The organism is Myxococcus stipitatus DSM 14675 (assembly GCF_000331735.1).
Taxonomy (GTDB): Bacteria; Myxococcota; Myxococcia; order Myxococcales; family Myxococcaceae; genus Myxococcus; species Myxococcus stipitatus.
The window spans coordinates 5,144,058-5,170,425 of sequence record NC_020126.1; the positions used below are offsets into that span (position 1 = coordinate 5,144,058).

Here is a 26,368-nt window from a genome sequence, read left to right on the forward strand (position 1 = left end):
CGCAGGCGACTCGGTCGACGGGCAAGTCCGTGCTCCTGCTCACCCCGGAGGACATGGCGCTGCCCGCCATGTCGATGTTCGTCGCGACGCTCCGCTCCGCCTTGTGGGAGGCCCAGGACGGCCCCATCACCCTGGATGTCGAGAGCCTGGATCTCGGCTGGGCCCGAGGGCCCGTCTACACCCAGGCCCTGCACACCTGGTACCTGGCCAAGTACCGCGAGCGTCGGCCGGATGCCCTCATCGCCTTCCGCACCGACACCATCCAGCTGGCCCTGGAGCTGCGTCAGGAGTTGTGGCCTGACATCCCGCTGATTGTCCTCTCCGAGGATGGCCAGCTCTGGAATCACACGCCTCGTCCGGAGCGGGTGGCGGGCCTCTGGCTGCGTTATGACTGGCGGGCCACCGTGGAGCTGGCCCTGCGGCTCCTGCCGGACACGCGCAGGCTGGCGTTCGTCAATGGCTCCAGTCCCTGGGAGCAGGCACAGCAGGAGCTCCTCGTGCGAGAGCTCCAACCGCTGCTGGCGCACCGCGGCCTGGAGTTCATCGACTTGAGCCAGCTGCCACTGGCCCAGATGCTCGAGCGCGCGAGGACCCTGCCGGACCACACCGCGGTCCTCACCTATACGTTCATGACCGACCCCAGCGGGAGGCCGTTCGTGGGGCGAGAGATTGCTCGCATGTTCCTCGCCGCCAGCAACCGCCCCAGCTTCGCGCTCCACGACACCGTCATGGGACTGGGGTTCATCGGAGGCGCGCTCGTCAGCTACGAGGCCGTGGGCGAACAGCTCGGTCAGCTCACCGCCCGCGTGTTGGGCGGAGCACGCGAGGAGTTCCTCCAGCCCCTGAAGCCAACGTCGTCCGATGCGCGGCTGACGGTCGACGCCCGCGCGCTGCGGCGCTGGGGCATTCCCCGTGAGCGCGTGCCCGCTGGGGTGCGGCTCATCTTCGACGAGCCCACGCTCTGGGAGCGCTATCGCTGGTGGCTCCTGGGGGCCCTGACGCTCAGCGCCTTGCAGGCACTCGTCGTCGGGGGGCTCGTGGTGGAGCGCCGCCGCCGCATGCGGGCCCAGGCGGAGCTCGCCGAGCGCCAGCGATTGGAGAAGCTCGCGGAGCAGGAGGCACGTCGGACCCTGGACCAGCTCGCGCACATGGGCCGCGTGGCCGCCCTGGGCGAGCTCGCCGCCTCCCTGGCCCACGAGCTCAACCAACCCCTGGCCGCGATTCTCAGCAACGCCCAGGCCGCACGCCGCCTGCTGGACGCGCCCCACACGGAGCTGGCCGAGGTGCGCGAGGCCCTGGGAGACATCATCTCCGACGACAAGCGCGCGGGTGAAGTCATCCACCGCATGCGGGCGCTGCTCAAGCGAGAGGAGCCTCGGCAGGAGCTCCACTCGCTCAATGACCTGGTGGGCGAAGTCGCGAGCCTGCTGGCCAATGACATGCACCTGCGGGGCGCGAACCTGCGGCTGTCCCTGGCGCCGACGCTGCCGGGCATCCTGGGGGATGGCATCCAGCTCCAGCAGGTGATGCTCAACCTGCTCATCAATGGCCTGGACGCCATGACCGAGCTCCCCGAGGGCCAACGGGAGCTCCGAGTCGGTACCGCCTCACCCGGTCCGGGACAGGTCGAGCTGAGCGTGCAGGACTCGGGAGGAGGCATCGAGCCGTCGAGGCTGGCCCGCATCTTCGAGCCCTTCTACTCCACCAAGGACCACGGACTGGGCATGGGGTTGTCCATCAGCCGCTCCATCGTCGAGGCGCACGGAGGCCGCCTGGAGGCCCAGAGTCCTCCAGGACAGGGGGCTCTGTTACGGTGCGTGTTTCCCTCGGTGGATCCGGAGTCCGCGCATGTCCCAACCCCCCGCCACGCTCTTCCTCGTGGACGATGATGAGTCCGTCCTGCGAGGGCTGGGGCGGCTGCTGCGGGCCGCGGGTCATGTGACGAAGTCGTTCTCCTCACCGGCGCAGTTCCTCGCGCAGCTGTCTGGGGACACGCCGGGCTGCGCGGTGCTGGACCTGCGGATGCCGGGGCTGAACGGGCTGGAGCTGCAGCAGGTCATGGCCTCCAAGGGCTGCCATCTGCCCGTCATCTTCATCACCGGACACGGAGACGTGCCGGCCAGCGTCCGGGCCATGAAGGCGGGCGCCGTGGACTTCCTGCTCAAGCCCTTCGATGAGCAACACCTGCTCGCGGCCATCGAGCAGGCCCTGCGCAAGGACGCGGCGGCGCGCGCGGGTCGAGCGGAGAGGGCCGTGCTGCATGCCCGCCACGCCGCCCTCACGCCTCGCGAGCGCGAGGTCTGCACGCTGGTGGCCCAGGGGCTGACCAACAAGGAAGTCGCCCTGCGGCTGGGCACCACGGAGAAGACCATCAAGGTGCACCGCGCCCGCGTCATCCAGAAGCTGGAGGTGGACTCGGTGGCGGAGCTGGTGCGGTTCGTGGACCGGCTGGGTCAGGGCTGAACCCACGGAATGCGGGCACCCAGGCCCATATCCTGGGTTTGACGCGTACAGTAGAGGTGGCCGCGCCGCGTTGACCCGGTACCATCGTGGGCTTCCGGCCGTCTGGGTCTCCCTCCACCCCAATCCCGAGCCACTTCGCATGAAAAACCGACCCATCTCACTTCTTGTCCTCTGTCTGGCGTTGGCGGTCCTGGGCTGCGGTGAGGACCCGCCGCCTCCCCCCGTCGAGAAGTTCTCCATCGGTCTCACCCTCGTGGACACCCGCGTCGCCGTGGGGATGAAGACCACCGCGAAGGCCCAGAAGGTCTACGAGGGGGGCCGCACCGTCGACCTCGATGCCGCCGCCGCGCCGCAGTGGACCTCGTCCGCGCCGCAGGTGGCCTCTGTCGAAGCGCTCGCCGACGGCAACGCCCGGGTGACGGCCCACAAGGTGGGGACCGCCACCATCACGGTCTCCACGGCGGGGCTCGTGGGGCAGGCGAACATCGAGATCATCCCGGCGCGCCTCCTCGCGCTGCGGGTGACTCCCGCCAGTGCCGCGGTGCAGGTCGGCGCCACGCAGCAGTTCTCGGTGCAGGGCAGCTACGGCGACGGCACCACGGCCGACGTGACGAACACCGTGATGTGGTCGACGAGCGACACCGCCCAGGCCCGCGTGAGTGGCACGGGACTGGCCACCGGCGTGGCGGCGGGTGGCACCGTCACCGTCACCGCGACCCTGGCGGGCGTGCGGGGCACGGCGCAGCTCTCCATCACCGCTCCGCCGCGCGTGCTCACCGGCGTCGAAGTCACTCCCGCGACGGCATCGGTCGTCACGGGCGCGACGCGGCAGTTCACCGCGCACGCTCGCTACAGCGACGCGTCCTCGGAGGATGTGACGAGCACCGCGACGTGGCGGACGGGCGACGCCGTCCTCGCCACCGTGAGCGGCACGGGCCTGGCCACCGGCGTGGCCGCGGGCGGACCCGTGACGCTCACCGCCACGTACTCGGGCTTCAGCGGCACGGCGCAGCTCACCGTCACGGTTCCGCCGCCCGTGCTCAAGTCCATCCAGGTCACCCCGGCGACGGCTTCGGTGGCCATCGGTGCGACGCGGCAGTTCACCGCGAAGGGCACCTACGACAACGGCAGCGTCGCGGATGTGACGAACACCGCGACGTGGTCGACGAGCGAGAGCACCGTGGCCACCGTGAACGCCACGGGCCTGGGCACTGGTGTGGCCACGGGGGGGCCTGCCACCCTCACCGCCACCCTGGCGGGTGTCAGCGGCACCGCGCAGCTCAGCGTCATCGGATGGATGCCCGCGGGGTCCCTGTCCACGGGCCGCGACCTGCACACCGCCACGCGACTCGAGTCGGGCAAGGTGCTCATCGCGGGAGGGCGCAACTCGGCGACGCCCCTGACCAGCGTGGAGCTGTACGACCCGGCGAGCAACTCCTGGTCTCCCATCAAGGCCCTGTCCAACGGCCGCTTCGGCCATGCCGCGGTCCTGCTCCCCAATGACTACGTCCTCGTCACGGGGGGCGTCGGCGCCTATGTCAACGCGGAGATGTATGAGCCCGCGAGCGACACCTGGTACTTCGCTGGAATCATGAGCGGCAGCCGCTCCGGCCACACCATGACGCTGCTCTCCTCGGGCAAGGTGCTCGTCACCGGCGGCACCGATGGCACCGACGCCGTGGCCACCGTGGAGGTGTTCGATCCGCTCGCCAACCTCTGGAGCAATGCGAACCCCATGGGGACCGCCCGCACCAACCACTCGGCGACCTTGCTCCCGTCGGGCAAGGTCCTCGTCACGGGTGGGACGAAGGGCGCCGCGAGCTTGAACAGCGCGGAGGTGTACGACCCGGCCACCGGTGCGTGGACTCCCGCCGCCGCCATGGCGACGTTGCATGGCCTTCACGTGGCCACGCTGCTCTCCTCGGGCAAGGTGCTCGTCTCGGGGGGAGGGCAGGCGCCCAACGGCGTCGCTTCCTCCGAGTTGTATGACCCCACCACGAACAAGTGGACCACCCCCGGGCCCATGGGCGTGGTCCGCGCCAGCCTGACCGCCACGCAGCTCGCATCCGGCAAGGTGCTCGCCGCGGGAGGCCAGAACACCAGCGCCACCAACACCGCCGAGCTGTACGACCCGGCCACGTCGACCTGGTCCGCGACCGCCTCCATGGGCACGGCCCGCTCGGCGCACACCGCGACGCTGCTGCGCTCCGGCAGGGTGCTCGTCGTGGGCGGCGCGAACGGCTCCCGCCAGATCGCCACGGCGGAGCTGTACGTGCCGTGAGCGCGCGGCCTCCCTGAAGGGGCCTCGAGTGTTCCCCGCTTCAGTGGACTCCGTCATCAACGGGCCCACCGGAGCGGGGATGCTCACCCCGCGTCCCTCAGGGCGCGAGGAACGGCAGCACCTCGTCGGTCTTCTGCCACATCGCCGCCGGATAGGCCTGCGCGGAGGAGAAGCCCTTGTTGGTGAAGAGGTACTCGTAGGTCGACTGGTACGACGCCTTCCAGCCGTAGCCCGGATGGTCCGTCTCGCTCCACTCCGACTTCGGAATCCCCATCGCCTGGAGCGCCGTGCCCAGCCACTGGTTGTGGAGCAGGCCCGCCCACAGGAAGCTGCCCTCGCTGCCCGTGCTCGAGTCGCCGCTCACCTTGCGCGTGATGTTGCGGTAGTCGCAGTAGCTGCCCGTCTTGAGGGCACCGCCCGCGCCTCCCGCCGTCACGACCGGGAGGGAGAAGGAGAAGTGCGGCGTGTTGCCGTTCTCCTGGCCCCACGCGACGAGCGAGTCATCCAGCAGGGTTCCCCCCGCGCCGTTCGAGAAGCGCTCGAAGCGGGAGGCGAGGTCGAGGAACACCTGCGAGAAGAAGACCTGGTTGAACTGGACCACCAGGTCCTGGTTCGCCCCCGGCACGGTGGAGGGGTGGACGACGTTGTTGTGCCAGTCCTCGCCCTGCGGCGCGCGCGGGGTGAAGGTGAGGTTCTGGATGTTCTCGTCGATGCTGATGGTGGCGACGCGGCAGACGCCGCAGTTCATCGCCACGGCGAGCACCTCGTTGATGAGCCGGAAGTACTCGACGTTCTTCGCGGGGTCTCCGGCGAAAGAGCCGGAGTTGCGCAACGTCAGGTTGTCGGTGGTGGGGCGGGGCGGCACCTGGCAGCCCGCGGTGGTGGTCTCCAACCGGCGCTGCAGCTCCGCGACGGCGTCGATGTGCTGGTCCAGCCGCACCTTGTCCTCGGACGAGAGCCGGCCGTTGCCATTGCGCAGCCGCCGGTAGCTCTCCAGGACCTTGTCCACCACGGGGGAGCGCGGGGTGCCGGGGCTGCTGGCTCCCGCCAGCAACGTGTCGAAGAGCGAGAGGGAGCTCTCGACGCCGCTGAGGGAGCTCGAGGCGACCCCCGAGGAACGAACGCCGGGGGTGTTGTAGCCCCAGGTCCCGCTGGAGGTGCCGTTGCCGGCGATGGCGACGCTGCGCTTCCGGACGGAGGAGACGCTCGGGTAGAAGGCCGTCGAGTAGGCCATCACCTGGTCGATGGTCGGCCGGGGGGAGCCGGGACGCTGCTTGTCGAAGTCGTAGTAACCCAGCGGGGCGCCGAAGTTGTGCCCCATGTACATGGGGTAGTCGAGCCCTCGCAGGATGTTCATCTTCGACACGAGCGTGGGCGTGAGCATGGAGGACTTCGCCGTCAGCACGCGGCTGATGACCGACTCACCGCTCGAGTTGGCCACGGCCGTCAGGTCTCCCCGGCGCACGTCGTGGTCCGCGTAGAACAAGGACTGCGTCAGCGCGGAGTCCGACGGCCACATGTTCGCGCCGAAGATGGCGCCGTGGGGCGTGCGGAAGTGCACGAAGCACTTCTGGCGCTGCGCGGCCTGGGCCTTGGCTTCGCGAGGGCTCAAGAGCGAGGGGAGGATGGGCAGGGCCAGCACGGCACCGCCCGCGCCGCGCAGGAACATGCGGCGGTCCAATCGGAAGACAGGTGTGTCGCTCACTGGAAGCTCCTCTTCTTGAAGGTGGGATGACGGGCGACGGTCTTCAGCAGGTCCGCCATCGGCGCGCCGCTTCGCGCGACGCTCTCCATCTCCGAGAGCAGGCAGCCATCGCCGGAGGTGGACTCCACGCGCGCGTGCGCGAAGCGGAAGTAGTGCTGCGCGACGCAGGACTCGAAGAGCTGGCTCTCGTCAATCATCCGCGAGAGGTCCACGGCGCTGGAGATGGCGCGGCTCTCCGAGTCGTAGAGCAACACGTCCGCCGACGTGTCCACGGAGGGCGCGGCGGTCTCCTTGCCCTGAGGGTTGAACAGCCGCTCCACGGAGCGCTCCCGTCCCAGGGCATCGAACCCCTCCAGCACGAAGCCCGGTGGGTTGATGGTGTTGTTGTGGCAGCCTCCGCAGCTGCCTCCGGAGGTGAGCTGGCTCACCGCCTGGCGCGTCGTCATGCGGTCCGTCGGCGCGGGAGGACGGTCGCTGGCGTTGGGCGGAGGGGCTCCGACCTGCTGGCAGAGCAGGGCGTTGCGCACCATGTAGCCCTTGTGGATGGGACGCGTCGACGCGGTCCCCGTGGCCAGCATCGCCGCGCGCGTCACCAGGCCGCCGCGGGTCTTGGACGGGATGACCGGCGCCGGGCCCGTCCCATTCCAGGTGGGGACACCGTAGATGCCCGCGAGGAACGGGTCCGCCGTGTACGACTTCGGGTCATGCAGGAAGTCGCTCACCGAGCCACCGGAGACGATGGTGTTGTAGGCGGAGAGCTGGACGTCCTCGAACATCGCCGTGCGCGTGGCGTCCGTGGGCATCTCCGCGCCGACGAAGGCCTGGTAGACGGGGTCGTTGCGGAGCGCGATGAGGGAGGGCAGCTCGTCGAGCCGCAGCCACTCGTTGACGAACTCATCCATCGAGTTCCTCAGCTGGGGGCTCTTCATCATCCGGTCGAGCTGCGTGTTGAAGCCGTCCTCGGTCATCAGCGAGCCATCCGTGGCCGCGGCCCACAGCGCGTCATCCGGAGGCGCCTGCCAGAGCTGATAGGACAGCTTCGAGGCCAGCTCGAACGCGGAGAGCGGCGCCGCCGCCTGTCCCGCGGTGGTGCCGTGCTCGATGCGGTAGAGGAACCAGGGCGAGTTCAGGACGGTGGTGATGACGTCCGCCACGGAGGCCCTGTCCACCGGAGTCGTCCCGGCGATGTCGGCGAAGGCGGTGACCTCCTGCGTCGGGAGCGGGTAGCGCAGGACGCGCGAGCCCCAGCCTCGGATGAAGGTCTCCAGACAGGCCCGGTCATTGGCCGTCTGACTGTCGCTGGCGCAGGCGCCCAGCAGGGTGTTGCGGCGCGTGTCGGTGCTGGTGAGCTCTTGCGCGACGACCTTTCCCAGGTCGTACATGACGTCGATCTGCGTCTGCTGGATGGACTGGTCCAGCCGGCTGAAGCCGCCCTTCAAGTCACCGGGCGCGGGTGTGCGCCGGTCCGCGGGGTAGCGGGCGAGGTCGGGCGCGAGCTTCGTCCAGAGCGCGTCGGCATCCTTCGGGAGGGCACGGCCGACGGCGAAGCGCAGCGAGTTCATCAACTGCGTCCGCGACAGCCGGGGCAGGGGCAGGTCGGCGGGGACGGCTTTCGCGTCACAGGAGAACTTCGCCGGTGCTGGAGCGACGGCCCCGGGCAGGGTCGGCGGTGGCGGATCGGGATCGTCTCCGCCGCCGGTGTGGTGGTTGTAGCCGGCGGACCCATCACAGGCGACCGCGCCAGCACAGAGAAGCAGGGTGCTCACGTAGCGAGGAAGCGTCATGACCCTGGCTACGCGCGTGGCCGGAAATACTTTCCTGCCCGGAGGGCGAGCGAGGGAATGGACAGTCGATGCTGGCTGGGGGACACGCGCGACGCTACTCTCGGCGCCACCGCATGACCGCTTTGCTCTGCGCGCTCTCCCTCGTTGTCTTGACCCAGACCCCAGCGACGTCGGTGTCCTTCGACCTTCGCTCTCTTTCCGAACAGGACTATCGGCGGTGGGACGGCGTGGAGCTGGAGCGGAAGGTGGCCCTGCGCCTCATCCAGGAGGGCTTCGCCGTCGTCTCTCCCCAGAGCCCGGCACAGCTCCGCTTGCGCGTCGTGCGCACACCCGAGGGCCTGGGGCTCGAGGCGACGGGGCCTCGGCAGCGGGTCGAACAAGGGGTTCGCGTGGGGCGGGGCTCGCTCGCGGAGCTTCATCTGGAGGTCGCACAGAAGCTGACGGAGATGACGCGGGCGGTGGCCGTGCCTCCCGAGCCCGTGCCCGCGCCGCCCGTGCCGGAGGCGCCGCCGGTGGTGGAGTCCGCGAAGGAGCCTCCCATGGAGGTGGCCGTCGCCCCTCCGCCTTCCACGCTGGAGCTGGGCCTGGGGATGGGAACCCTCTGGCGAGGCGCGGGGTCGAAGGTGGCACCCCACCTCCTGCTCTCCGTCCGGCGGGGCCTGGGGTCCTTCGGCCTGGATGCGGAGGTGGGGCTCGGGGTGGCTCGCGAAGCGGCGCTGACGGCGTATGAGGTGCAAGGCGGGGCGTTCCTCGGCTATCGGCTTCCGGTGACGGAGCGCCTGCACCTGGAGCCCGGCGTGGGCGCGGGCCTGGTGCTCCAGGTCTTCCGACTCGAGGACGCCTGGGTCTCGGACGCGACAGGGACCCAGGTGTCTCCCGCGGGCTGGGCTCGGATGAAGCTCCGGTGGCGGTTCTCCGAGCGATTCGCGGCGGAGGCCCGCGCGGGCCTGGGGCTGGTGCGGCCCGTGTCCCATGTGCGCGAGGGCGAGACCTTGGGGGCTCGGGGCAGGGTGCGGGTGGAAACCGGAGCGCAGCTTTCCTGGGGACCGTAACCTTGGGAGGAAAGTTCCTCCGTCCTCATTCGTAGCTGCTCAGGTGCTGGATGTCGCGCGCTCTCCACCCCAAGGCTCCGCCCACCGTGCCCGCCCGGCCCGTGTCATTCGACGCGCTCTACGAGGAGCATGCGGAGGACGTCTATGTCTGGGCCATGCGCTATGCGGCCGGTCGTTCGGGCTGGGCCGAAGACATCACCCATGACGTCTTCCTCAAGGTCTGGGAGCACCAGGCCTGGCTGCGCGAGGAGGACGTGCGGGGCTGGCTCTTTCGCGTCACGCAGAACGTGGCGTTCTCCGCCCTGCGGCGCGAGAAGACGTTTCGACAGCGCATCGCCGACCTCTTGTTCCCGTCGCAGCCCACACAGACGGAGTCCACGCCGGAGAAGGACCTGGTGCGACGCGAGGCGGTGCGCAGTGCCACGGCGGCGTTGGACCGCTTGCCAGGGCAGGAGCGGGTGGTGATGGCCCTGAAGATTCTCGATGACCTGAGCCAGCGCGAGATTGCCCAGCTCCTCTCGCTGTCGGAAGGCTACGTGTCGAAGCTGATCAGCCGCGCCCATGGTCGGCTGACCGCTTGGGGATGGGAGGTGGAAGATGGAACCCCGTGACTTCCGCGCGGAGCTCCGGCGCGAGGACTCGCTCCGCCGTGAGCAAGGAATGCCTGTCGGTGTCCGGGCCCGGCTGGGCACGCGCCTGCGGGAGGCTCGTGAGCCGAGGCCCGCCGTCGCATGGCACCGGCGTCCGGTGTTCTGGGGGCTCGCCACGGCGGTGATGGTGGCGGTGGTGGCGCTCGGGGTGTTCTTCCCGCGGGCGCCTGGTTCACGCTCCTTGGGGGGACTCGAGGTGGCGCGGGCCAGCGCCGACCTGTCGGCCCGGGAGGAGGTCGAGGGGGTGGAGATTCAAGGCGGCGAGGCGGCCCTGGTGGACGTGGCCCGAGGCATCACCCTCCGGAACGAAGGGCCGCTCGTGGTGCGCCGGGAGCCTTCCGGGGTGCGGCTGGTCCGAGGGCGCGCGGAGTTCTCGGTGACGCACCGCCAGGTGGACGATCCACCCGCCGTGGTCCTCGTGTCGGGCGGCGCCATTGAAATCATGGGCACCCGCTTCACGGTGGAGGAGCGGGGCACGGGCGGGACGGTGACCTTGCATGAGGGCGCCATCGCCTTCCGTCGGCTCGATGGCGAGGTGATTCACGTGAAGGTCGGGCAGACGTTGGAGTGGCCGGTGGAGGTCCCAGCCCCCGAGCCCGCGCCAGCGCCTCCCGCGCCGGAGCAACCCCAGCCCCTGGCGAGGCCCGAGCCGAAGGTGGCTGTTCCCCGGGCTCCCGCCATGCGGGTTCGTCCGTCGAGCGTGGAGGAGGTGCTGCGGGAGTTGGAGGTCCTTCGCGGCCGGCGTGAGTTCGAGCAGGCGGCGAGGTACCTCGAGGAGTCGATGCGCAAGCAGCCCGTGGCGACGCAGGAGCGGCTCAGCTTCGAGCTGGGATCGCTGCTGACGTATCAGCTCGTGGACTCGCGCCGCGCTTGTGCGCACTGGGACCTGCACGCCAGACAGTTCCGGCGCGGGCTCTACGCGGAGGCGGTCCGGCGTGCCCGTGAGACGCTGTCCTGTGAGCGCCGCGAGGGTGGGCGATGACGCGGGGGGGCTGGAGCGCGCTGGGGCTGGCGGCGGCGCTGACGGCTTGCGGGCCCGTCGTCATCGACCATGCGCCGACCTCCAACCTGCTCGACGCGGAGACGGCTTCGCTGGAGACGGGGAGCGGCGTCTGGACGGCGTGGTTCGCGGTCACCATCGCGAGAGCGCCCACCGCCGCGCGCGAGGGTGACGCGGGCCTGCGCGTGGAGGTGACGGAGCCGTACGGGTGGGGCGTCGCCACGGACAACTGGCCCGGGTTCGCCGCCTCGCCCGGAGCTCACCGCGCGTCGTTCTGGGCCCGGGCGACGTCCGGGCGCTCGCTGGTCGCCGAGATGAAGGTCAAGTGGCGCGACGCGAGTGGTCGGGAGCTGCGCGTGGAGGCCCTCTCCAGCCCCGTGCTCACCGGGCAGTGGGTCCGGACCGAGCGCGAGCTGACGGCCCCCGCTGGCACCGAGCGGGTGTCGGTGGAGGTGACTGGGGCCGAAGGCACCCCGGGCGATATCATCGAGCTGGACTCCCTGGTGGTCCAGGCCCAGGGCTCGCTTTGAGGATGCAGGCCCTGAGTCCAACATCCAGGGGCTGACACGTGGAGTAGACGTCTCTGAACCGCTTCACCGCTTGCCATTGACCGGGCGCGGGGAGCGATGGGCCGCCCTGCTGGGTGTGAACAACCAATCCCTGGCCGGCATCGGGACGTCGTACGACGCGGAGTTCCATCAGTGGATTGACTGGGTCGCCACCGCGAGCAACCCGAGCACCTGCGCCAATCCCTGAGTCCTTCCCGAGAGGCTGAGCGTCTGGATTTGGCGCCTGTTGTCGTGACTGGCGCAGGCGCCAGTCTTTATTTCAGGAGTCCCGTCGAACGGGTTTGACAGGGCGGTCGGTCACATCGGAGAACCTCGCGCTCAGAGACCAAGCGTCCATGTCGGGCGCACGCGAGGCAGCATGTCATCGTTGTTTTCAAAGGGGCTCACAGCCCAGATCGCGCCATGGCGCACCAGCTGGGTGCTCGGACTGGCTGCTTGTACCCTCGTTGCGTGTCACGACCTGCAGCGGGACGGTGAGCCTCCGGTGGCGCAGGACCTCACCGTCGAGGTGGCGGAAGACGCGCCCGTAGAGCTGCGGTTCCAGGCCAGCGGCTTCGGAAGCCTGGTCTACGCCATCGTCGCTGCTCCGGACCATGGGACGCTGAGCGAGGTTCGTCCCGATGGGAGCGTCACCTATACCCCGAACGCCGACTACGACGGCGCGGATGCGCTCAGCTTCCAGGTCATCGACCACTGGGGGCAGACCGCGCAGGGCCAGGTGACCCTCACCGTCAAGCCGGCGAACGACGCGCCCACGCTCTCCGCGGTGGCAAACCAGCGCATCGCCTCGGGCGGCTCGACGGGCGAGCTGGCCTTCACCGTGGAAGACGTGGACACCCCCGCGGACCGCCTCACGGTCACCGCCACGTCCTCGAACGCGGACCTGGTGCCCAACGATCCGAGCAAGCTCGTCCTGGGGGGCTCCGGCGCCAACCGCACCCTCCACGTCATTCCAGCCGCCGGTGTCAGCGGCACCACCACCATCACCCTCGCGGTGGGGGACGGCGCAGATACCACCTCGATCACATTCACCGTCGAGGTCACGGCTCCGGCGAGCCTCTACTGGGTGACGGCCACCAACTCGTTGTGGAAGGTGGACCTGAACGGCGCGAACGCGGTGGAGCTCAAGACGGGCATCGCCGGGCTCTCCGTCGTGGCCACGGACCCGCTCACCCGGACTGTCTACTACAAGCGGGACAGCGCCCTCGTCCGGGTGGACAGTGCCGGGGCGAACCCGGTCGACATCGTGGCGAATGGGGGCTTCCCCAGCGGGCTGGCGGTCGATGCGACGAACCGCAAGCTGTACTGGTCTGACTTCAACGGGAAGCGCGTCATGCGCGCCGAGCTGGATGGGAGCAATCCCACGCAAGTCATCGGCGGTATCGACAGTCCGTCCGCCCTCGCGGTCGATGCCTCGCGGGGCAAGGTGTATGTCATCACCTATAACAACACCGTGCTCATCCGGTTCAACCTGGATGGGACCCAGAAGGAGACCCTCGCCACGGGCGTGGGCGGGCAGGGCGTGGGGCTCGCGCTCGACGTGAGCGGCGGGAAGCTGTACTTCGCGACCCGCGGGAGCAGCCTCTATGTCGCGAACCTGGATGGCACCGACATCACTCCGCTGGTGTCGAACCAGAGCACGGTGCATGGAGTCGCCATCGATGTCGCGGCGGGACGGGTGTACTGGGTGGATTGGCTGGGGGAAGCGGTCCGGAGCGCCCGGCTGTCCGACGGCGGCGATATCCAGACGCTGAAGTCGGGCGGCGGCCGGAACCTGGGGCTGGCCCTGATGCCCGCGCCGTAGCACGGATGTGGAGAGGCCCTGCCCATGAGGGGCGGGGCCCTGGTGCCCGCCCGCGTGAGTGGACGCGAGGTCAGCGTCGAGGTGCGTTGGCGGAGAGAATGGCCTCGAACGCGGTGCGCACGCGAATCGCGACGTCCTTGCGCGGCGTGGCGGGGAGCTTGCCGTCGAGGTGCAGGAACGCGAGGCCGTGCACCAGTCCCCAGGCCGCGGTTGCGAGGGACGGTGCATCGGCCTCCGGGAAGATGTGGGCCAGGAGGAGGGCGAGCAGGTCGCGCAGCTCGGAGGCCGCCTGGACGCGTTCGTCGTGGGTGTCGCTGCAGGGTTGTCCGAACATGAGTCGGAACAACGCGGGCCGCTCCAGCGCGAAGTGGACGTAGGCGACTCCAAGCTCGGCGAGCTCCGAGGCCGACGCAGGGAGGGCTCGCCCCTCCGTCAGCCGAGCCTTCAGCTCGCGGAACCCCTCGGTGGCCAGCGCGGACTCGAGCGCCTCCCGGTCCGCGAAGTGGCGGTAGGGCGCAGTGGGAGAAACCCCCGCCCGGCGAGCGACCGCGCGCAGCGAGAAGGGCTCCCCTTCCTCGAGCATCTGCATCGCGGCCTCGAGCAGCGCCGCGCGCAGGTCCCCGTGGTGGTATCCCCCCTTGCTTGATGTTGACATCGCTTACATTCCTCTTATCAATATGTGAGCGCCGTAAACATAACCCCGGTCCCCGAAGGAGGGAACGCGATGTCATCGACCCTGTTTGCACCCCTGTCGCTTCCGAGCGGTGTGGTCCTCCCCAACCGGCTCGTGAAGGCGGCCATGGAGGAGAACATGGCGGGAGAGGGGCAGCTGCCCAGCGAGTCGCTCCAGCATCTCTATCGGCGATGGAGTCAGGGGGGCACGGGGCTGCTCATCACCGGCAATGTGATGGTGCATGCGGAGGCCCTGACGGGGCCGGGTGGGGTCGTGCTGGATGCGCAGTCGCCGCTGGAGCCGTTCCGGCGCTGGGCGGAGGCGGCGAAGAGTGGAGGGGCGCAGGTGTGGATGCAGATCAACCATCCGGGGCGGCAGGTGATGGCCGACATGCCGGGGGTTGCGTGGGGCCCTTCGGCGATCCGGGTCGACATCGGCAAGCTCAGTAACCGGCTGGCGCATCCGGTCGAGATGACGGCCGAGCAGATTGAAGCGACCGTCGCGCGCTTCGCGGAGACGGCACGGCGAGCGGAGGAGGCGGGCTTCGATGGCGTCGAGATTCATGCGGCGCACGGCTACCTGGTGTCCCAGTTCCTCTCGCCGCTGGCGAACAGGCGCACGGACCGCTGGGGTGGGAGCCTGGAGAACCGGGCGCGGCTGCTCCTGGACATCGTGCGGGCCGTGAGGGCGACGGTGGGGGCGAGGTTCGCGGTGGCGGTGAAGCTGAACTCGGCGGACTTCCAGCGGGGAGGCTTCGAGGCCGCCGATGCGCGGGCGGTGATTGAGATGCTCGCGCCGCTGGGGGTCGACGTGGTCGAGCTGTCGGGGGGCAGCTATGAGAGTCCCGCGATGGCGGGGCGGTCCGCGGATGAGCGGACGCTGGCGCGGGAGGCGTACTTCCTCACGCTCGCGAAGGAGCTGGCGAGGAACAGCCCGCTCCCGCTGATGCTCACGGGAGGCATCGTCCGGCGGCCCGTGGCGGAGGAGGTGCTGGCCGAGGGCGTCGAATTGGTCGGAATGGGCACGGCGCTGGCGGTGGACCCGGACCTGCCGAACAAGTGGAGGTCGAGCGTCGACGCGCGGGTCGAGCTTCGCCCCATCACGCTCCAGAACAAGTCGATGGCCTCGGCGATGGGGATGGCTCGAGTGCGCTATCAACTGCGCCGGCTCGGAGAAGGCGGAGTGCCGCGTCCAAGCGTCAGCCCCTTGCTCGCGTATGCACGGGAGGAGCTGAGCCGGCGTTGCTCGCTGCGGCGTTACAGGAAGTGGCTGCTCGCGCGTCAGGGCACGAGCACGGCCTTGTAGTGGCCGGCGCGACACGCACGAACTCTTCCCTCTCGTCGACTCCGTACCGCTGGTGAGGATGCCGTCTGGTCAGCGACAGAGGCGCCCCAGGAAGCTTCACGGCAACAAGGCGTATGCCTCCAAGAAGAACCGGCGTGGACTCCGGTTGCGCGGTATTGCTCCACTTTCGCCGACTTTGTCCTGACATTTGTTAGAGGCTCTTAGAGAGGTTGAGCATGGAACTAGACAGCCTCACCTTCGCCACAAAAGGCTGCGCGTTCGCATTCATCCACTCGTTATCCATGCGAACACTTCTCGCGGCGCAGCGTGCCCGGAGTTGGGGTGCACGGACTTGACCCGCAGGAAAGCAGCCATGGGTGAGATCTCGACGTGGCGGACGGAGAGCAGATCAAACATCGCGCGACGAAAGCCGAAAGAGCATCCCTGGCCGCATCGCGCCCGCAGGCAGACACCTAGCGAGCAGCATCAGGCAGTGGCGACGGCGATGCGAAGCAGGTGTGGGATGCACGAACCGAGGAGCCCTTCCCTGGGTCTTCAAGCCCCGGCTTGACAGAATGCAGGCTCCTGTTTACCAATATGGGACGGTCGTGAGCCATCCGACGGCGGGGCCTTCGCGCCTCGATCCTGCAAAAGCTCTCGGATTCTCGTCACCCACCTCCATATCCACCCTGCAACGACGGTTCACCTGCCGTCCGGCCACGAGGCGCGCGCGTCCCTTGAACAGGGAGTGGGCCCTCCCTTGCCCGAACGAGGGTGCCTGGACGGCGGAGAGGACTGGAGATGCAACAGGATCAGACTCACCCTCGCTGGCTGCCGCTGCGTGATGGACATGCCGTACCCATCGATGGGCTGTGGCCGCACGAACTCAAGGTTGCGGCCAAGGCGGTTCGTCAGGGGCCTCGCGAGAGGGAGATTCAGCACACCACCACACTCAATGCCGTGGTGAAGGCGCTCGGCTTTGAAGGGGGATTCCCGGGTTACCTCCGAGAGGGTGTTCCGCGCCTGGAGCGCCTCTTTCGCGAGCAGCGCCTCCAGAAGCCGAGCAACTTTTTCGGCGCTCCCTATTCTCGACATACGCTTTCCCGCGAGGCTCTGTCAGGACGGCTCTTCCACTCCGGGCGGCCCATGCCTCGACGTGTATGGCTGGGTGTCGACGGGTTCGACTGGGAATTGATTGTCTCTGCGGCGCAACCCTACCTTCCGTCCCGAGAGCGGTGGATGACTGTGTCGTACAAGCCCTTGGGCCACCTCATCTCAGAAGCCCGGCAGGACAGCTCGCTGGCCCCCCTCCTCCTCGCCAAACACATGGATGAGTGGACCTCCGGAGCGAACTTCCTGGGGGATGTGCTTCTCAGTCCACGGGATGGCTCAGGTGCTGTTCTTGAGACATATTGGCAGAATGACAGCTCTTTGGAGTTGCGCACGCGGTCCACGAGAGCCGCGCATGCGGTGATGGCAGTCTTCCGCGAGTGGATTGAGCAGTCACCACTTGGATGGGTGGACGTGCTGCCGGTGACGAACACGCTGGTCATCCTGCGAGGACCAGAGGGTGCATGGGACTTCGTCTTCGCCAATCTTCGGGGGCACGCACCACCGGGCCGGCCATTCGCGACAAGCCTTGCAGCCGAAGATGTACCAAACAGATTGTTCCAATCCGAGTGCTGCGCGGATTTTGAGTACGCCCGAGCTGGAGTCTGGCGATATAGAGAGACGCATCTCGCGGAGGAGCACTTCTATGCCACAGGCGGGAAAAGCGCGGAGTACCCGGGCGGGGCGGAGGTTCTTCGGCGATACCTGGTGTCCACGGGAGACATGAATGAATTGCCGCCTCCATCACCTGTTACATACCCGGCGGACTGGAGTGCCGTGGAAGCTGCAGGGAAGCGACTCTTTGTCTCCCCGTTGGTGACCATCGCCGACTTCGATACCTTCCTGCGCCTCAGCTGCTACCGCGAGCGCCGTCAGGTAGAGCCGTCATTGGAGGACGCAAACGGGCAGGACCCATCGCACCTGCCCGTCACGGTGACCTGGTTCGATGCGCTCGCCTACCTGACTTGGTTCGAATCCATCCGGCGGATTCCCGTGCGGCTCTTGCGTGTGGAGGAGTACCTGGCTCTCCACCCCGGAGCATTGCCCTCCCAGAACAACCGCCGTGTGGAATCAGGTTGTGTCGACTTCACCTGGCACGATGGAAAGCCACTCACCCATTGGAGGGTTGGCAGTGACTACGGACGCCTTCAATTGAAGGCCCGCTTCAAAGCGGAGCTCCCTTGGCGCCAGGGACTTGGGGGCGTGCCATTCCTCTGTTCCGACTCCTTCGGAGAGTGGTTGTACGAACATGTAGGCGGCGAAGCGGCCGCGATCAACACCCACGACTTGGAAGCAATCATCGAACGGGGGACTTCACCGAAGCGGAGCTTCTTCCTCGCGGACGACTGGGGTGCCTATCAGGCCTGCAAGATTGGCTTCCGCATCTGCAGCGACGTTGGGTGAGCCCCCGGGACAGCCCTTCCCTCAAACGAAGCCAGAGCCGAAGCCGGAAGAGGCAAGCGAGCCGCCCTAACAGCTCCTAGCAAATGCCAGGACCGCGGCGTCGTAGGCGCATGACGCAGCGGCCCAGGGCGGCCCAGCTTCTTCTTCGGCCGAGGCGGCGGCAGCAGCGGCGACATACGCTGCCAGAAGGCGTCAGGGGCGAGTTTGCGGACCATGCCCTTCAAAGTGGGAACGCCCCTTGCTCTCGGCCTGCCCAGCCCTGACTTTTGCTTGGTGCTGCCAATGCTGATGAAGCGATTCCCTGCCATTCCTTGGGCTAGGTGGAAGTACATAGGGTGACGGCATTGCATTCGTCCTGGCGATTGCAGATAGTCGTGAGAGGCTTTGCGTCTCTTGCCCGAGCCTCGTTCCGCAGGTGAGAAGGCCTGACGTGCTTTGTCGCCCGGACACGATTGCAGGCGGCTTGCAGGCATAGGGGCGGTGCTGTTCGGGCCTTGAGCGGAGCGAACCTCGTTGGAAGAACCCGTCGGCCACCCAAGGGAGCACAGTCCATGTCACGACATCGCCCTGTGTCGCTGTTGATGATGTGTCTGGCATCGAGCCTGGCATTCGCGGATGCCCAGGAACCCATTCCAGAGCACGACCTCGAGCCCGTTCCTCCCGATGAGGAGATTGTCCCCGCCTTGCTCCAGGATGCCTTCTCGGATGCGGAGCCCGGATTGGAAGAAGCGTTGGGCGATGACTTCGCTTCGGAAGGCCAGTTCCTGGTGGGGGATGTTCTCTACACCGCGCAGGAGATTCGAGAGCAGGGAATCCACATCTCCCACTTCGTGGTCGACGACAATGCGGCGGAGCGACAAGCCATTCTGGGATTCCGCACCACGGATGAGCTCCAGATCTACCTGTTCATGACGGGGAAGTACCCCAGCGAGACCCCGCAGGGAGTGCAACTGCAGTGTCCGCAAGTCGACTCCCCAGCCTATTTCTTCATGGATACGGCGTACGACACCGGCGAAGGCTACTTCGCGCTATGGCCCGGAATGGCTCTCTCACGTCTTGGCCGGTGGAATGACAAGATTTCGTCGCTTTGGGGGGCGCCCTGCGCGACCTGGACCGTGATCCATCAGCACTCGGACTTCAAAGGACGCAAGTTGTGGGTCTATCGAGGCACGGCCATTCGCAGCCTTCGGTGGCATGGCTTTGCTGAATGGTGGGGGCCCTTTGCCTATTGGGCTTCCTGGAATGACCGCGTGTCGTCAGTCCAGATCCTTTGGTGAGGGATAGGTCAGGGTCAGCGGCGACCAATCCTGACGGCCGGTGACGCCAGTCTGTCCGAGGGTGATGGAGATAGCCCCTCATCCCTGAATTCCGACCCCTCGTCGGAACCCGCCCGCCCTGTCATCGCCCCCGAAGTACGACGAGCAGGAACCCACCACGGAGTTCCTCGCATGCCTGTCCGAAACGTCCTGGCTGTCCTCGTGCTCGCACTGACCACCTCGGTCCTCGCGGCGGAGCCAGCCCCACCGCGGCGTCCAGCGTCCCCCGCGGAGGCCGCCGCCCGGCACCGGGAGAAGCTCTCTCCGCTGCGGGTCCTGGTGGGTGAGTGGCAGGGTGAGGGGTGGATCGACATGGGCCCGCAGGCGGGGGGCCGCAAGACGTTCCAACTGAAGGAGTCCGTGCAGTCGCGCCTCGATGGAACCGTCCTCATCGTGGAGGGACTGGGGACCAGCCGCGCGGGCCCGGAGGCCACCGAGGTCCCCGTGCACCAGGCCCTCGGCGTCTTCTCCTGGGATGACGCCGAAGGTCGGGTGCGCTTCAGTGCCTATCGGATCGGCGGTGGCGTCGTGGATACCGAGATGAAGCTCCTGGGCGACGGGGTCTTCCAGTGGGGCTTCGACATGCCTCACGGCCGCATCCGCTTCACGCTGAACGTTCGTGACAACGTGTGGGTGGAAAAGGGAGAACTTTCACGCGACGGAGGCAAGACATTCAGTCTGTTTCTCGACATGACGGTGCGGCGCGCGAAGTGACCCCCGGGATGCGCTGGGCCTTGTTCGCGGGCGGAACGCTGCTGCTCGCGGCGCTGGTCACCGCGTTCCTCGTCATCCCTTCGTCCGAGCCGCTCTCCGGGGTCACCCGCATCTACGCGCTCAGTGTCTTCTACGGCACCTTCATCGGCTTCCCGTCGATGCTGGTGATGCCCGCGGTGGGCCGGCATGCCATGCACGGTCCGCCCGTGGCCGCCTTGCTCCGCTGCATGGCCGCGTGCGCGGCCATCACCGCCGTGATGATGACCCTGGCGACCGTGACGTTGACGGGCCTGGGCGCCTTTCCCGCCTCCGCGTTGAAGCGGCACCTGGTCATCGATGGCGGCATCGGTCTGGCATTGAGCCTGCCCGCGGGGCTGTGCGCGTTCGCGTATTCCCGGATGGCGGGTCGCATCCGCAAGCGGGATGCTCGCTTGCGCGAGGCCGAGGCCCTGCGCGAGCGCGCGGAGTTGCTGGAGGCCGAAGCCCGCTTCGACGCGCTGTCCGCGCGCCTGCAGCCCCATTTCCTCTTCAACACCCTCAACTCCATCGCCACGCTGGTGCGTGAGGACCCACGCGCCGCGGAGGCCATGGTGGAGCGGTTGGCCTCCGTGCTGCGCTCCTCGCTGGATGCGGGGGCCGGGCGACAGGTCCCGCTCCAGCGTGAGCTGGACCTGGTGTCCGACTACCTGGAGCTCGAGCGCGTGCGGCTGGGGGCACGGCTGCGTTGCGCGCTCGACGTCCAGCCGGGCCTCGAGCGGATCGCCGTGCCTCCCTTCTCGGTGCAGACGCTGGTGGAGAACGCCGTGAAGTACGCCGTGGCCCAGCGGCGCGAGGGCGGCGAGGTCCAGGTGACTGTATTCGCGGATGCCCACCACCTGCGCATCGAGGTGCGCGACGACGGCCCCGGCATCTCAGGGGCTCCGCCACCAGGGCACGGGCTCGACATGCTGACGCGGCGGCTGGCGTCCTCCTTCGGGCCGGACGAGGCGGGCTTGTCCATTTCGAGCGGCGAGGGCGGCGCCGGCGCTTGCGTGAGGGTGTGGCTGCCGCGGACGGACGCCACATGAGCGCGCCGAGGCTCCTTCGCGCCGTGCTGGTGGATGACGAACCGCTGGCCCTGCGGCGCCTTGCCCGCATGCTCGAGGACACGGGGCGTGTGACGGTGGTCGCCACGTTCACCGACCCGGTGGAGGCCCTGGAGTCCCTGCGCACCGCGCCGCCGGATGCGCTCTTCGTGGATGTGTCGATGCCGGGACTCGATGGCTTCGCGCTGGTGGAGGCCCTCGCCATGCCGCCGCCCGTGGTGTTCACCACGGCCTTCGACACGTTCGCGCTGCGCGCCTTCGAGGTGAGCTCCGTGGACTACCTGCTCAAGCCCGTGGACACGCGAGGTCTCCTCCGTGCGCTGGACAAGCTGGAGCGAATGCACCCCGAGCTCGCGCAGGAGCGCCTACGCGCGCTGAAGGTGGCGCTCCAGCCCCCCGCGCCGCTGACTCGGCTGACGTCGAGGACAGGCACCCGTGTGCACGTGGTGGAGCTCGAGGACGTCACACACCTCTACGCCGAGGACCGGCTCGTCTACGCGGTGCGTGCCGGGCACGCCGATGTGGTGGACATCTCGCTCGCGGAGCTGGAGCGCCGGCTCGACCCGTCGCGCTGGCTGCGCATCCACCGCGCCACGCTCGTCCGGCTCGGGGCGGTCACGATGGTTCAGGGCGGGTACGGCGACGCCCGTGCGCACTTGAAGGACGGGACGGTGCTCCCCGTTGCTCGCGACCGTCTGCGCGAGCTGCGAGAGCGGTTGGGTGGCGCGGCGATGGCGCGGAGTCCTCCGGGCCGTCGCTCATAGGTGCCCGGCAGGTCGACAGGTCGGGCCGGCACGCGGGAGGAGCCGAAGACCGCGAGGAGCGCGCGGTATCGCACGAATCCCCTCGAGGACGTCGCCGCGGAACGACCCGGGCGCGCCGTTCATGCGCGCGCCCGGAGGCGGAGGACCTCAGGGCTTGCGCTGCGCGAGCAGCCAATCCCAGACGTTCGGGTCCTTGAAGACGATGTCTCCGATGGCCTGGTCACCCGGGTTGCGGATCGTGAAGAGCACGGGGCGCGAGGGCGCCGCGCCACTCGGGTCCACGGCTGTCTGGCCGCTGACCCACTGCCAGCCACCCGTCGCGGGACGGAAGAAGGCGGTCTGGTTCTCCAAGGGGGCGGTGTAGTCGGCCAGCACGCCGCGGGTTGATCCCATGGCAGTGCCGAACTGGTCGAACCAGGAGGCCGTCGCCTCGTATCGATAGGCCGTGTCATCCTTGCCATGGATGGCCCACACGGGGAGCCCCGCGTTCATCATCCCATCCGAGATGCTTTGGGCTCCGGCCCACGACCTCGGGCCCGCAGCGAGGATGGCCGCGAGCCTGTTGGGGAAGACTGCAGCGAAGTTGATGGCGCCACCACCCCCCAGGCCCAGACCCGCGATGTAGGTCCGGTGGGGGTCGACCTTGTACGTCGCCTGGAGTTGGCTGACGAAGGGGCCCAGGTAGTGCTGGGCCTCGAACTGGTTCCATTCGCCGTGGAGGGATGTCTGCGGCGCGATGAGCACGAAGGGGTAGTCCTTCCCTTCCTGGTCGATGTAGCGGAACGGGCCCTCCCGCCGGACGCGCTCGAGTTCCTCCGGCCCTCCGTCCCCTTTGTGTTCCGTGCCATGGAGGAAGAACACCACCGGCCAGTTCGTGCCCACCGAGTAGCCGGCGGGAAGGTAGACCACGTAGCCGTAGTTCCCCGGCGAGGGGGAGGTCTTGTGGACCTCCGTCACGGTGCCTCGTCCCGGCGGGGCCGCATGCACCCTCACGTAGGTCCTGGCTGATCGACGGGCTCCGCCGTCGTCCGTCACGGTGAGTTGGAAGATGTACGCGCCCTGCACGAGGCCGGAGAGCGTTGTCGTCAGTGAGGAGGCATTCGTGAGCGTGGCGGTGTTGGGGCCCAGCGTCTGTATCCACTGACTCGAGACAATCGTTCCGTCGGAGTCGCTCGCCGTGCCGCTCAGCGTCGTCCGCGAGGTGGGCAGCACCAGATTCTGGACCTGACCCGCGGAGACGACGGGCGGGGTGTTCGCGACCGCGCTGCCTGCCCACAGCGCGACCAGCAGGAGGGGGCGAAGTTTCTTCCACGACTGTGGATTCATGGGGCGTTTCCTTGGGGGTGGGGGCCAACGACTGGCAGTAACGAACCCACCACGGGAATCGCTTTATGTCTGGTATTTCCGGGAGCCCGCACACCCAGCGGGCCCCCGCGCATGCCCGGACAGGGGCCTCTCGCTCAGTTTGTTTTCAATCCAAACTGCTTGGCCCACACTCCTGGGAGGCACACCCCGCCACCACAGTCCATCGCACCCGGAGGGCACTGGATTCTGGGGTCGCTGATGCAAACGTCGGTCTTGTTCGGACAGACGTCTCCGAAGAAGTTGCCGCAGGGCTTGGGGTTCGCAAGACAGACACCGACGCCGCCCTTGATTTCTTTTTCACCCACACAGATTGCGCTCTGGGGGCACTGCTTGTTGGAGGCGCCGCCGCAGCGCTTGGGCGTGGCGGCGGCCGGCTTGGGCTGGAGCTTGGGCTGGGGCGCCGCCGCGGTGAAGGCCGTGAAGGCAATGAGGAAGAGGGTCGCTTTCATTCCTGTCAGTCTCCTTGCAAGGGATGAGAGCTCGGAGACTACCCGGCGACCCATTCCATTTCAGCGAGGGCGCTTGCTCTCCTGGAACGTCACCTCGAGCGGCACTTCCTTGCCGTCTCGCAGCACCGTCGCCTGCACCGTCTCACCGGGCTTGGAGGCGTTGAGGACGAACATCAGGTCCTCGACGCCGCCGATGGCGTGCTTGCCCAGCCGCACGAGGATATCGCCTCGCAGCATTCCCGCCTTGTCCGCCGCGCCCCCCGCGCGCACGCCCGCCAGGAGCATGCCCTTCTGCCCCGCCGGGAGGCCCGCGTAGTCCGGCACCGTGCCCAGCGACGCGTTGAAGCTGCGCATGTCGCCGCGCGGCGCGGGGGAGGGGACGTTGCGGTACGTCAGCGTCGTCGCCCCATCCAATCCCAAGGTCACCGCCGACACGACGCGCGCCACCTGCGCCGTCCCCACCGCGTTGAGCCGCGCCACCGTGTCCGAAGGCTTGTGGTAGTCCGAGTGCGTCCCCGTGAAGAAGTGCAGCACCGGCACGCCCGCCGCGTAGAACGGCGAGTGGTCGCTGGGGCCATAGCCATCTCCACTCGGGTTGCACGTGACGCGCGCCTCGCCACAGGCGCGGGCCAGCAGCGGCCCCCACTCGCCAGCGGACTCCGCGCCCAGCACGGAGAGCCCGCTCGCGCGCAGCCGTCCCACCATGTCCAGGTTCAGCATCGCGGTGACCTGCTTCATCGCCGCATCGCCCCGCTGACGCGTGAAGTGCGTGGAGCCCAGCAGGCCCGTCTCCTCACCCGAGAAGGCCACGAAGAGCACATCCCGCTTCAGCTCCCCCTGGCGCTCCTTCAGCGCCCGCGCGATCTCCAGCAGCGCCGCCACACCGGAGGCATTGTCATCCGCCCCCACGTGCGGCTCGTGCCGGTCCGGCGTCAGCGAGGACCGTCCACCGAACCCCAGGTGGTCATAGTGCGCGCCCACCACCACCGTCCCCGGCAGCTTGCCCTCTCCGGCCTCCAGCACCGCCGCGACGTTGAACGCCGGCCGCTGCTCGGTCTCGAGCTTCACCACGACCTGCGCCTCGACGCGCTTGCCCGCGACGAGCGTCGGCATCAGGGGCTCCATCGCCGCGCGCTTCACCACCACCACCGGGATGCCCGCGTCGCCAGGACCTTCGGGCGACAGCGAGGGCAGGGTGGCCTCGGGCGGCATCTGCCACTCCTTGGGCGCGGGCGTCGGCGCCTGCGGCCAGTCCACCACGATGAGCGCCTTCGCGCCGCGCTGCGCGGCCTGCCACGCCTTGTACCGGAGGTCTCCGAAGCGCCGCTGCTTGTCCGTGTCTCCGAACTCCGCGCTGTCCGGAACGAAGCGGCGCACCACCACGACCTTCCCCTTCACCTTCAGCTTCGCGTAGTCGTCCACCTCGAGTGACGGCTCCGAGATGCCATAGTTCGCGAAGACCAGCTGCCCCTGGGCCTGTCCCTGGCTGGAGAACCCCAGCACCGTGAAGGCGTCACCCGCGAGCACCGTCTTCCCCAGACGCACCTGCGTCCCCGCCGCGGGCCGCACCGCCGTCGTCACCGGGAACGCCTGGCGATAGGCCCCCGCGTCTCCCGCGGGCTTCAGCCCCAGCTCCATGAACCGCGCCTCCACGAACGCGCCCGAGGCCTCCAGGCCCTCCGTGCCGATGCCCCGGCCCTCGCGACCCGGGTCCGCGAGGAACGTGACGTCCTCCCGGATGCGCTCCGGAGCGCCCTCGGCGACGCCCGGCTTCGCGTCCTCCACCCAGCGCGCGATGAACAGGTTCGTGTCGTTCTTGCCCTGCGCCGTGGCGCGGTTGCTCGAGAACGCCAGCCACTTGCCGTCCGGCGAGAACATCGGGAAGCCGTCGAAGCCCGGCGCGTGGGTGATGCGCTCCAGGTTCGAGCCATCGACGTCCACCGCCCAGATGTCGAACTCGCGGCCCTTGGGGTCACCGTGGTTCGACGAGAAGAGGATGCGCCGACCGTTGGGGTGGAAGAACGGCGCGAACGCGGCGCCATTCAGCCAGGTGATCTGCCGGGCCTCGGAGCCATCCGCGTTGGCCACATACAGCTCCAGCTTCGTGGGCCGCACGAGCCCGCGCTTGAGCAACCCCTGATAGTCGTCGAGCGCCTTGCCCGGCTGAGGCCGCGACGCACGCCAGACAATCTGCGAGCAGTCCGCGTTGAAGAACGCGCCGCCGTCATACCCGGGCGAGTGCGTGAGCCGCTTCACGTTCTTCCCGTCGCGGTCCATCCGGTACAGCTCCAGGTCCCCATCCCGAACGGACGTGAAGAGGATGGAGCCGTCCTTCGCACACACGGTGCCTTCCGCGTCGTAGCCCGGCGCGTCGGTCAGCCGCTGCACACCCGTGCCATCCGCGTTGGACTTGAAGATGTCGTAGCTGTCGTAGAGCGCCCAGACGTAGCCCATGGAGTGGTCGGGCTTGGGCGGGCACTCGGGGCCGCCCAGGTGCGTGGACGCGTAGATGACCTCCTGGTCACCCGGCAGGAAGTGCGCGCACGTCGTGGCGCCCTTGCCCGAGGAGACCGGGTCCACCTTGGCGGCGGCGCCGCTCACGGGGTCCACCGTCATCCGGTAGATGCGGTCGCACCCCATGCCCTCGTGGCGGGCCTGGAGGGAGAGCTGCTTGCCGTCGAAGGACCAGTAGGCCTCGGCGTTCTCGCCGCCGAACGTCATCTGCCGCAGGTCCGCCAGCCGGACTTCCTCCGGGAGCGCGGGGACCTGCGGAGACGTGGAGGTCGCTCCCGTGTCTGCGGGCGGGAGCGTGGGGGTGGCGCAGGACGTCAGCGCCAGGACTGAGAGGAGGGCTCGCTTCATGGGGCGCGACCATGTCAAAGGCCGCGCCCACACT

At 68.5% G+C, this 26,368-nt stretch carries 20 protein-coding genes; 14 read left to right on the forward strand and 6 right to left on the reverse strand.

Features of this window, described 5'->3' with window-relative positions; all coding sequences use genetic code 11:
- Positions 1–29: 29 nt before the first annotated feature.
- The 3 genes from MYSTI_RS19940 to MYSTI_RS40875 all read left to right on the forward strand — a co-directional run bounded on the left by MYSTI_RS19940 (position 30) and on the right by MYSTI_RS40875 (position 4,744).
- Positions 30–1,889 carry a sensor histidine kinase gene (locus MYSTI_RS19940; protein ID WP_233278330.1) on the forward strand — a complete coding sequence of 620 codons (1,860 nt, stop codon included), beginning with the start codon at positions 30–32 and terminating at the stop codon, positions 1,887–1,889.
- Entirely contained in the window at positions 1,849–2,463 is a 615-nt protein-coding gene (locus tag MYSTI_RS19945) for a response regulator transcription factor (protein WP_015349589.1), read from the forward strand. Before MYSTI_RS19940 ends, MYSTI_RS19945 begins: the two co-directional genes overlap by 41 nt.
- Positions 2,464–2,602: 139 nt before the next feature.
- Entirely contained in the window at positions 2,603–4,744 is a 2,142-nt protein-coding gene (locus MYSTI_RS40875) for an Ig-like domain-containing protein (protein WP_015349590.1), read from the forward strand.
- A 97-nt stretch (positions 4,745–4,841) separates the two neighbouring features.
- Here MYSTI_RS40875 and MYSTI_RS19955 read toward each other — a convergent pair whose 3' ends face one another.
- Positions 4,842–6,449 carry a DUF1552 domain-containing protein gene (locus tag MYSTI_RS19955; protein WP_015349591.1) on the reverse strand — a complete coding sequence of 536 codons (1,608 nt, stop codon included), beginning with the start codon at positions 6,447–6,449 and terminating at the stop codon, positions 4,842–4,844.
- Positions 6,446–8,233, reverse strand: coding sequence for a DUF1592 domain-containing protein (locus tag MYSTI_RS19960; protein WP_015349592.1), 1,788 nt, complete (start codon positions 8,231–8,233; stop codon positions 6,446–6,448). Before MYSTI_RS19960 ends, MYSTI_RS19955 begins: the two co-directional genes overlap by 4 nt.
- 113 nt (positions 8,234–8,346) lie before the next feature.
- On the opposite strand from MYSTI_RS19960, the gene MYSTI_RS19970 reads away from it, so the two are divergent.
- From MYSTI_RS19970 to MYSTI_RS19990, 5 genes are all read left to right on the forward strand, one after another.
- Positions 8,347–9,285 (forward strand): hypothetical protein, encoded by a 939-nt coding sequence (locus MYSTI_RS19970; protein WP_144370112.1) that lies wholly within the window; start codon positions 8,347–8,349, stop codon positions 9,283–9,285.
- Between the two features lie 50 nt (positions 9,286–9,335).
- Entirely contained in the window at positions 9,336–9,896 is a 561-nt protein-coding gene (locus MYSTI_RS19975; protein WP_015349594.1) for an RNA polymerase sigma factor, read from the forward strand.
- Complete coding sequence (locus MYSTI_RS19980) at positions 9,883–10,917, forward strand: FecR domain-containing protein (protein WP_015349595.1); 1,035 nt, start codon at positions 9,883–9,885, stop codon at positions 10,915–10,917. The genes MYSTI_RS19975 and MYSTI_RS19980 overlap by 14 nt, the downstream gene beginning before the upstream one ends.
- Positions 10,914–11,465 (forward strand): hypothetical protein, encoded by a 552-nt coding sequence (locus tag MYSTI_RS19985; protein WP_015349596.1) that lies wholly within the window; start codon positions 10,914–10,916, stop codon positions 11,463–11,465. Before MYSTI_RS19980 ends, MYSTI_RS19985 begins: the two co-directional genes overlap by 4 nt.
- 523 nt (positions 11,466–11,988) lie before the next feature.
- The gene (locus tag MYSTI_RS19990; RefSeq protein WP_233278331.1) at positions 11,989–13,308 is read left to right on the forward strand and encodes an Ig-like domain-containing protein; all 1,320 of its coding nucleotides are present in this window, start codon (positions 11,989–11,991) and stop codon (positions 13,306–13,308) included.
- A gap of 70 nt (positions 13,309–13,378) precedes the next feature.
- On the opposite strand, the gene MYSTI_RS19995 is transcribed toward MYSTI_RS19990, so the two are convergent.
- Positions 13,379–13,963, reverse strand: a complete 585-nt coding sequence (locus MYSTI_RS19995) for a TetR/AcrR family transcriptional regulator (protein ID WP_015349598.1) — start codon at positions 13,961–13,963, stop codon at positions 13,379–13,381.
- A 69-nt stretch (positions 13,964–14,032) separates the two neighbouring features.
- On the opposite strand from MYSTI_RS19995, the gene MYSTI_RS20000 reads away from it, so the two are divergent.
- The 6 genes from MYSTI_RS20000 to MYSTI_RS20030 all read left to right on the forward strand — a co-directional run bounded on the left by MYSTI_RS20000 (position 14,033) and on the right by MYSTI_RS20030 (position 21,658).
- Positions 14,033–15,286: an NADH:flavin oxidoreductase/NADH oxidase family protein gene (locus MYSTI_RS20000; protein WP_015349599.1), complete on the forward strand. Its 1,254-nt coding sequence runs from the start codon at positions 14,033–14,035 to the stop codon at positions 15,284–15,286.
- Between the two features lie 780 nt (positions 15,287–16,066).
- Positions 16,067–17,779, forward strand: a complete 1,713-nt coding sequence (locus MYSTI_RS43180; protein ID WP_015349600.1) for a hypothetical protein — start codon at positions 16,067–16,069, stop codon at positions 17,777–17,779.
- A 551-nt stretch (positions 17,780–18,330) separates the two neighbouring features.
- Positions 18,331–19,056: a hypothetical protein gene (locus MYSTI_RS20015; RefSeq protein WP_015349601.1), complete on the forward strand. Its 726-nt coding sequence runs from the start codon at positions 18,331–18,333 to the stop codon at positions 19,054–19,056.
- 171 nt (positions 19,057–19,227) lie between these two features.
- Positions 19,228–19,809, forward strand: a complete 582-nt coding sequence (locus tag MYSTI_RS20020) for a hypothetical protein (protein WP_015349602.1) — start codon at positions 19,228–19,230, stop codon at positions 19,807–19,809.
- 8 nt (positions 19,810–19,817) lie between these two features.
- The gene (locus tag MYSTI_RS40880) at positions 19,818–20,876 is read left to right on the forward strand and encodes a sensor histidine kinase (protein ID WP_015349603.1); all 1,059 of its coding nucleotides are present in this window, start codon (positions 19,818–19,820) and stop codon (positions 20,874–20,876) included.
- Positions 20,873–21,658 (forward strand): LytR/AlgR family response regulator transcription factor, encoded by a 786-nt coding sequence (locus MYSTI_RS20030; protein WP_015349604.1) that lies wholly within the window; start codon positions 20,873–20,875, stop codon positions 21,656–21,658. The genes MYSTI_RS40880 and MYSTI_RS20030 overlap by 4 nt, the downstream gene beginning before the upstream one ends.
- 147 nt (positions 21,659–21,805) lie before the next feature.
- On the opposite strand, the gene MYSTI_RS20035 is transcribed toward MYSTI_RS20030, so the two are convergent.
- The 3 genes from MYSTI_RS20035 to MYSTI_RS20045 all read right to left on the reverse strand — a co-directional run bounded on the left by MYSTI_RS20035 (position 21,806) and on the right by MYSTI_RS20045 (position 26,334).
- Entirely contained in the window at positions 21,806–22,984 is a 1,179-nt protein-coding gene (locus MYSTI_RS20035; protein WP_015349605.1) for a carboxylesterase family protein, read from the reverse strand.
- 134 nt (positions 22,985–23,118) lie between these two features.
- Complete coding sequence (locus MYSTI_RS20040) at positions 23,119–23,472, reverse strand: hypothetical protein (protein WP_015349606.1); 354 nt, start codon at positions 23,470–23,472, stop codon at positions 23,119–23,121.
- 60 nt (positions 23,473–23,532) lie between these two features.
- Positions 23,533–26,334: a M20/M25/M40 family metallo-hydrolase gene (locus MYSTI_RS20045; RefSeq protein ID WP_015349607.1), complete on the reverse strand. Its 2,802-nt coding sequence runs from the start codon at positions 26,332–26,334 to the stop codon at positions 23,533–23,535.
- Positions 26,335–26,368 lie beyond the last annotated feature (34 nt).

What these genes read in the sequence shown, in the direction of transcription:
- MYSTI_RS19970 (WP_144370112.1), top strand. Translation starts at nt 8,347, where the DNA reads ATGACCGCTTTGCTCTGCGCGCTCTCCCTCGTTGTCTTGACCCAGACC.
- MYSTI_RS40880 (WP_015349603.1), top strand. Translation starts at nt 19,818, where the DNA reads ATGCGCTGGGCCTTGTTCGCGGGCGGAACGCTGCTGCTCGCGGCGCTG.
- MYSTI_RS19960 (WP_015349592.1), bottom strand. Translation starts at nt 8,233, where the DNA reads ATGACGCTTCCTCGCTACGTGAGCACCCTGCTTCTCTGTGCTGGCGCG.
- MYSTI_RS20020 (WP_015349602.1), top strand. Translation starts at nt 19,228, where the DNA reads ATGCCTGTCCGAAACGTCCTGGCTGTCCTCGTGCTCGCACTGACCACC.
- MYSTI_RS19985 (WP_015349596.1), top strand. Translation starts at nt 10,914, where the DNA reads ATGACGCGGGGGGGCTGGAGCGCGCTGGGGCTGGCGGCGGCGCTGACG.
- MYSTI_RS19975 (WP_015349594.1), top strand. Translation starts at nt 9,336, where the DNA reads ATGTCGCGCGCTCTCCACCCCAAGGCTCCGCCCACCGTGCCCGCCCGG.
- MYSTI_RS20040 (WP_015349606.1), bottom strand. Translation starts at nt 23,472, where the DNA reads ATGAAAGCGACCCTCTTCCTCATTGCCTTCACGGCCTTCACCGCGGCG.
- MYSTI_RS20015 (WP_015349601.1), top strand. Translation starts at nt 18,331, where the DNA reads ATGTCACGACATCGCCCTGTGTCGCTGTTGATGATGTGTCTGGCATCG.
- MYSTI_RS20045 (WP_015349607.1), bottom strand. Translation starts at nt 26,334, where the DNA reads ATGAAGCGAGCCCTCCTCTCAGTCCTGGCGCTGACGTCCTGCGCCACC.
- MYSTI_RS43180 (WP_015349600.1), top strand. Translation starts at nt 16,067, where the DNA reads ATGCAACAGGATCAGACTCACCCTCGCTGGCTGCCGCTGCGTGATGGA.
- MYSTI_RS20000 (WP_015349599.1), top strand. Translation starts at nt 14,033, where the DNA reads ATGTCATCGACCCTGTTTGCACCCCTGTCGCTTCCGAGCGGTGTGGTC.
- MYSTI_RS19945 (WP_015349589.1), top strand. Translation starts at nt 1,849, where the DNA reads ATGTCCCAACCCCCCGCCACGCTCTTCCTCGTGGACGATGATGAGTCC.
- MYSTI_RS20030 (WP_015349604.1), top strand. Translation starts at nt 20,873, where the DNA reads ATGAGCGCGCCGAGGCTCCTTCGCGCCGTGCTGGTGGATGACGAACCG.
- MYSTI_RS19995 (WP_015349598.1), bottom strand. Translation starts at nt 13,963, where the DNA reads ATGTCAACATCAAGCAAGGGGGGATACCACCACGGGGACCTGCGCGCG.
- MYSTI_RS40875 (WP_015349590.1), top strand. Translation starts at nt 2,603, where the DNA reads ATGAAAAACCGACCCATCTCACTTCTTGTCCTCTGTCTGGCGTTGGCG.
- MYSTI_RS20035 (WP_015349605.1), bottom strand. Translation starts at nt 22,984, where the DNA reads ATGAATCCACAGTCGTGGAAGAAACTTCGCCCCCTCCTGCTGGTCGCG.
- MYSTI_RS19980 (WP_015349595.1), top strand. Translation starts at nt 9,883, where the DNA reads ATGGAACCCCGTGACTTCCGCGCGGAGCTCCGGCGCGAGGACTCGCTC.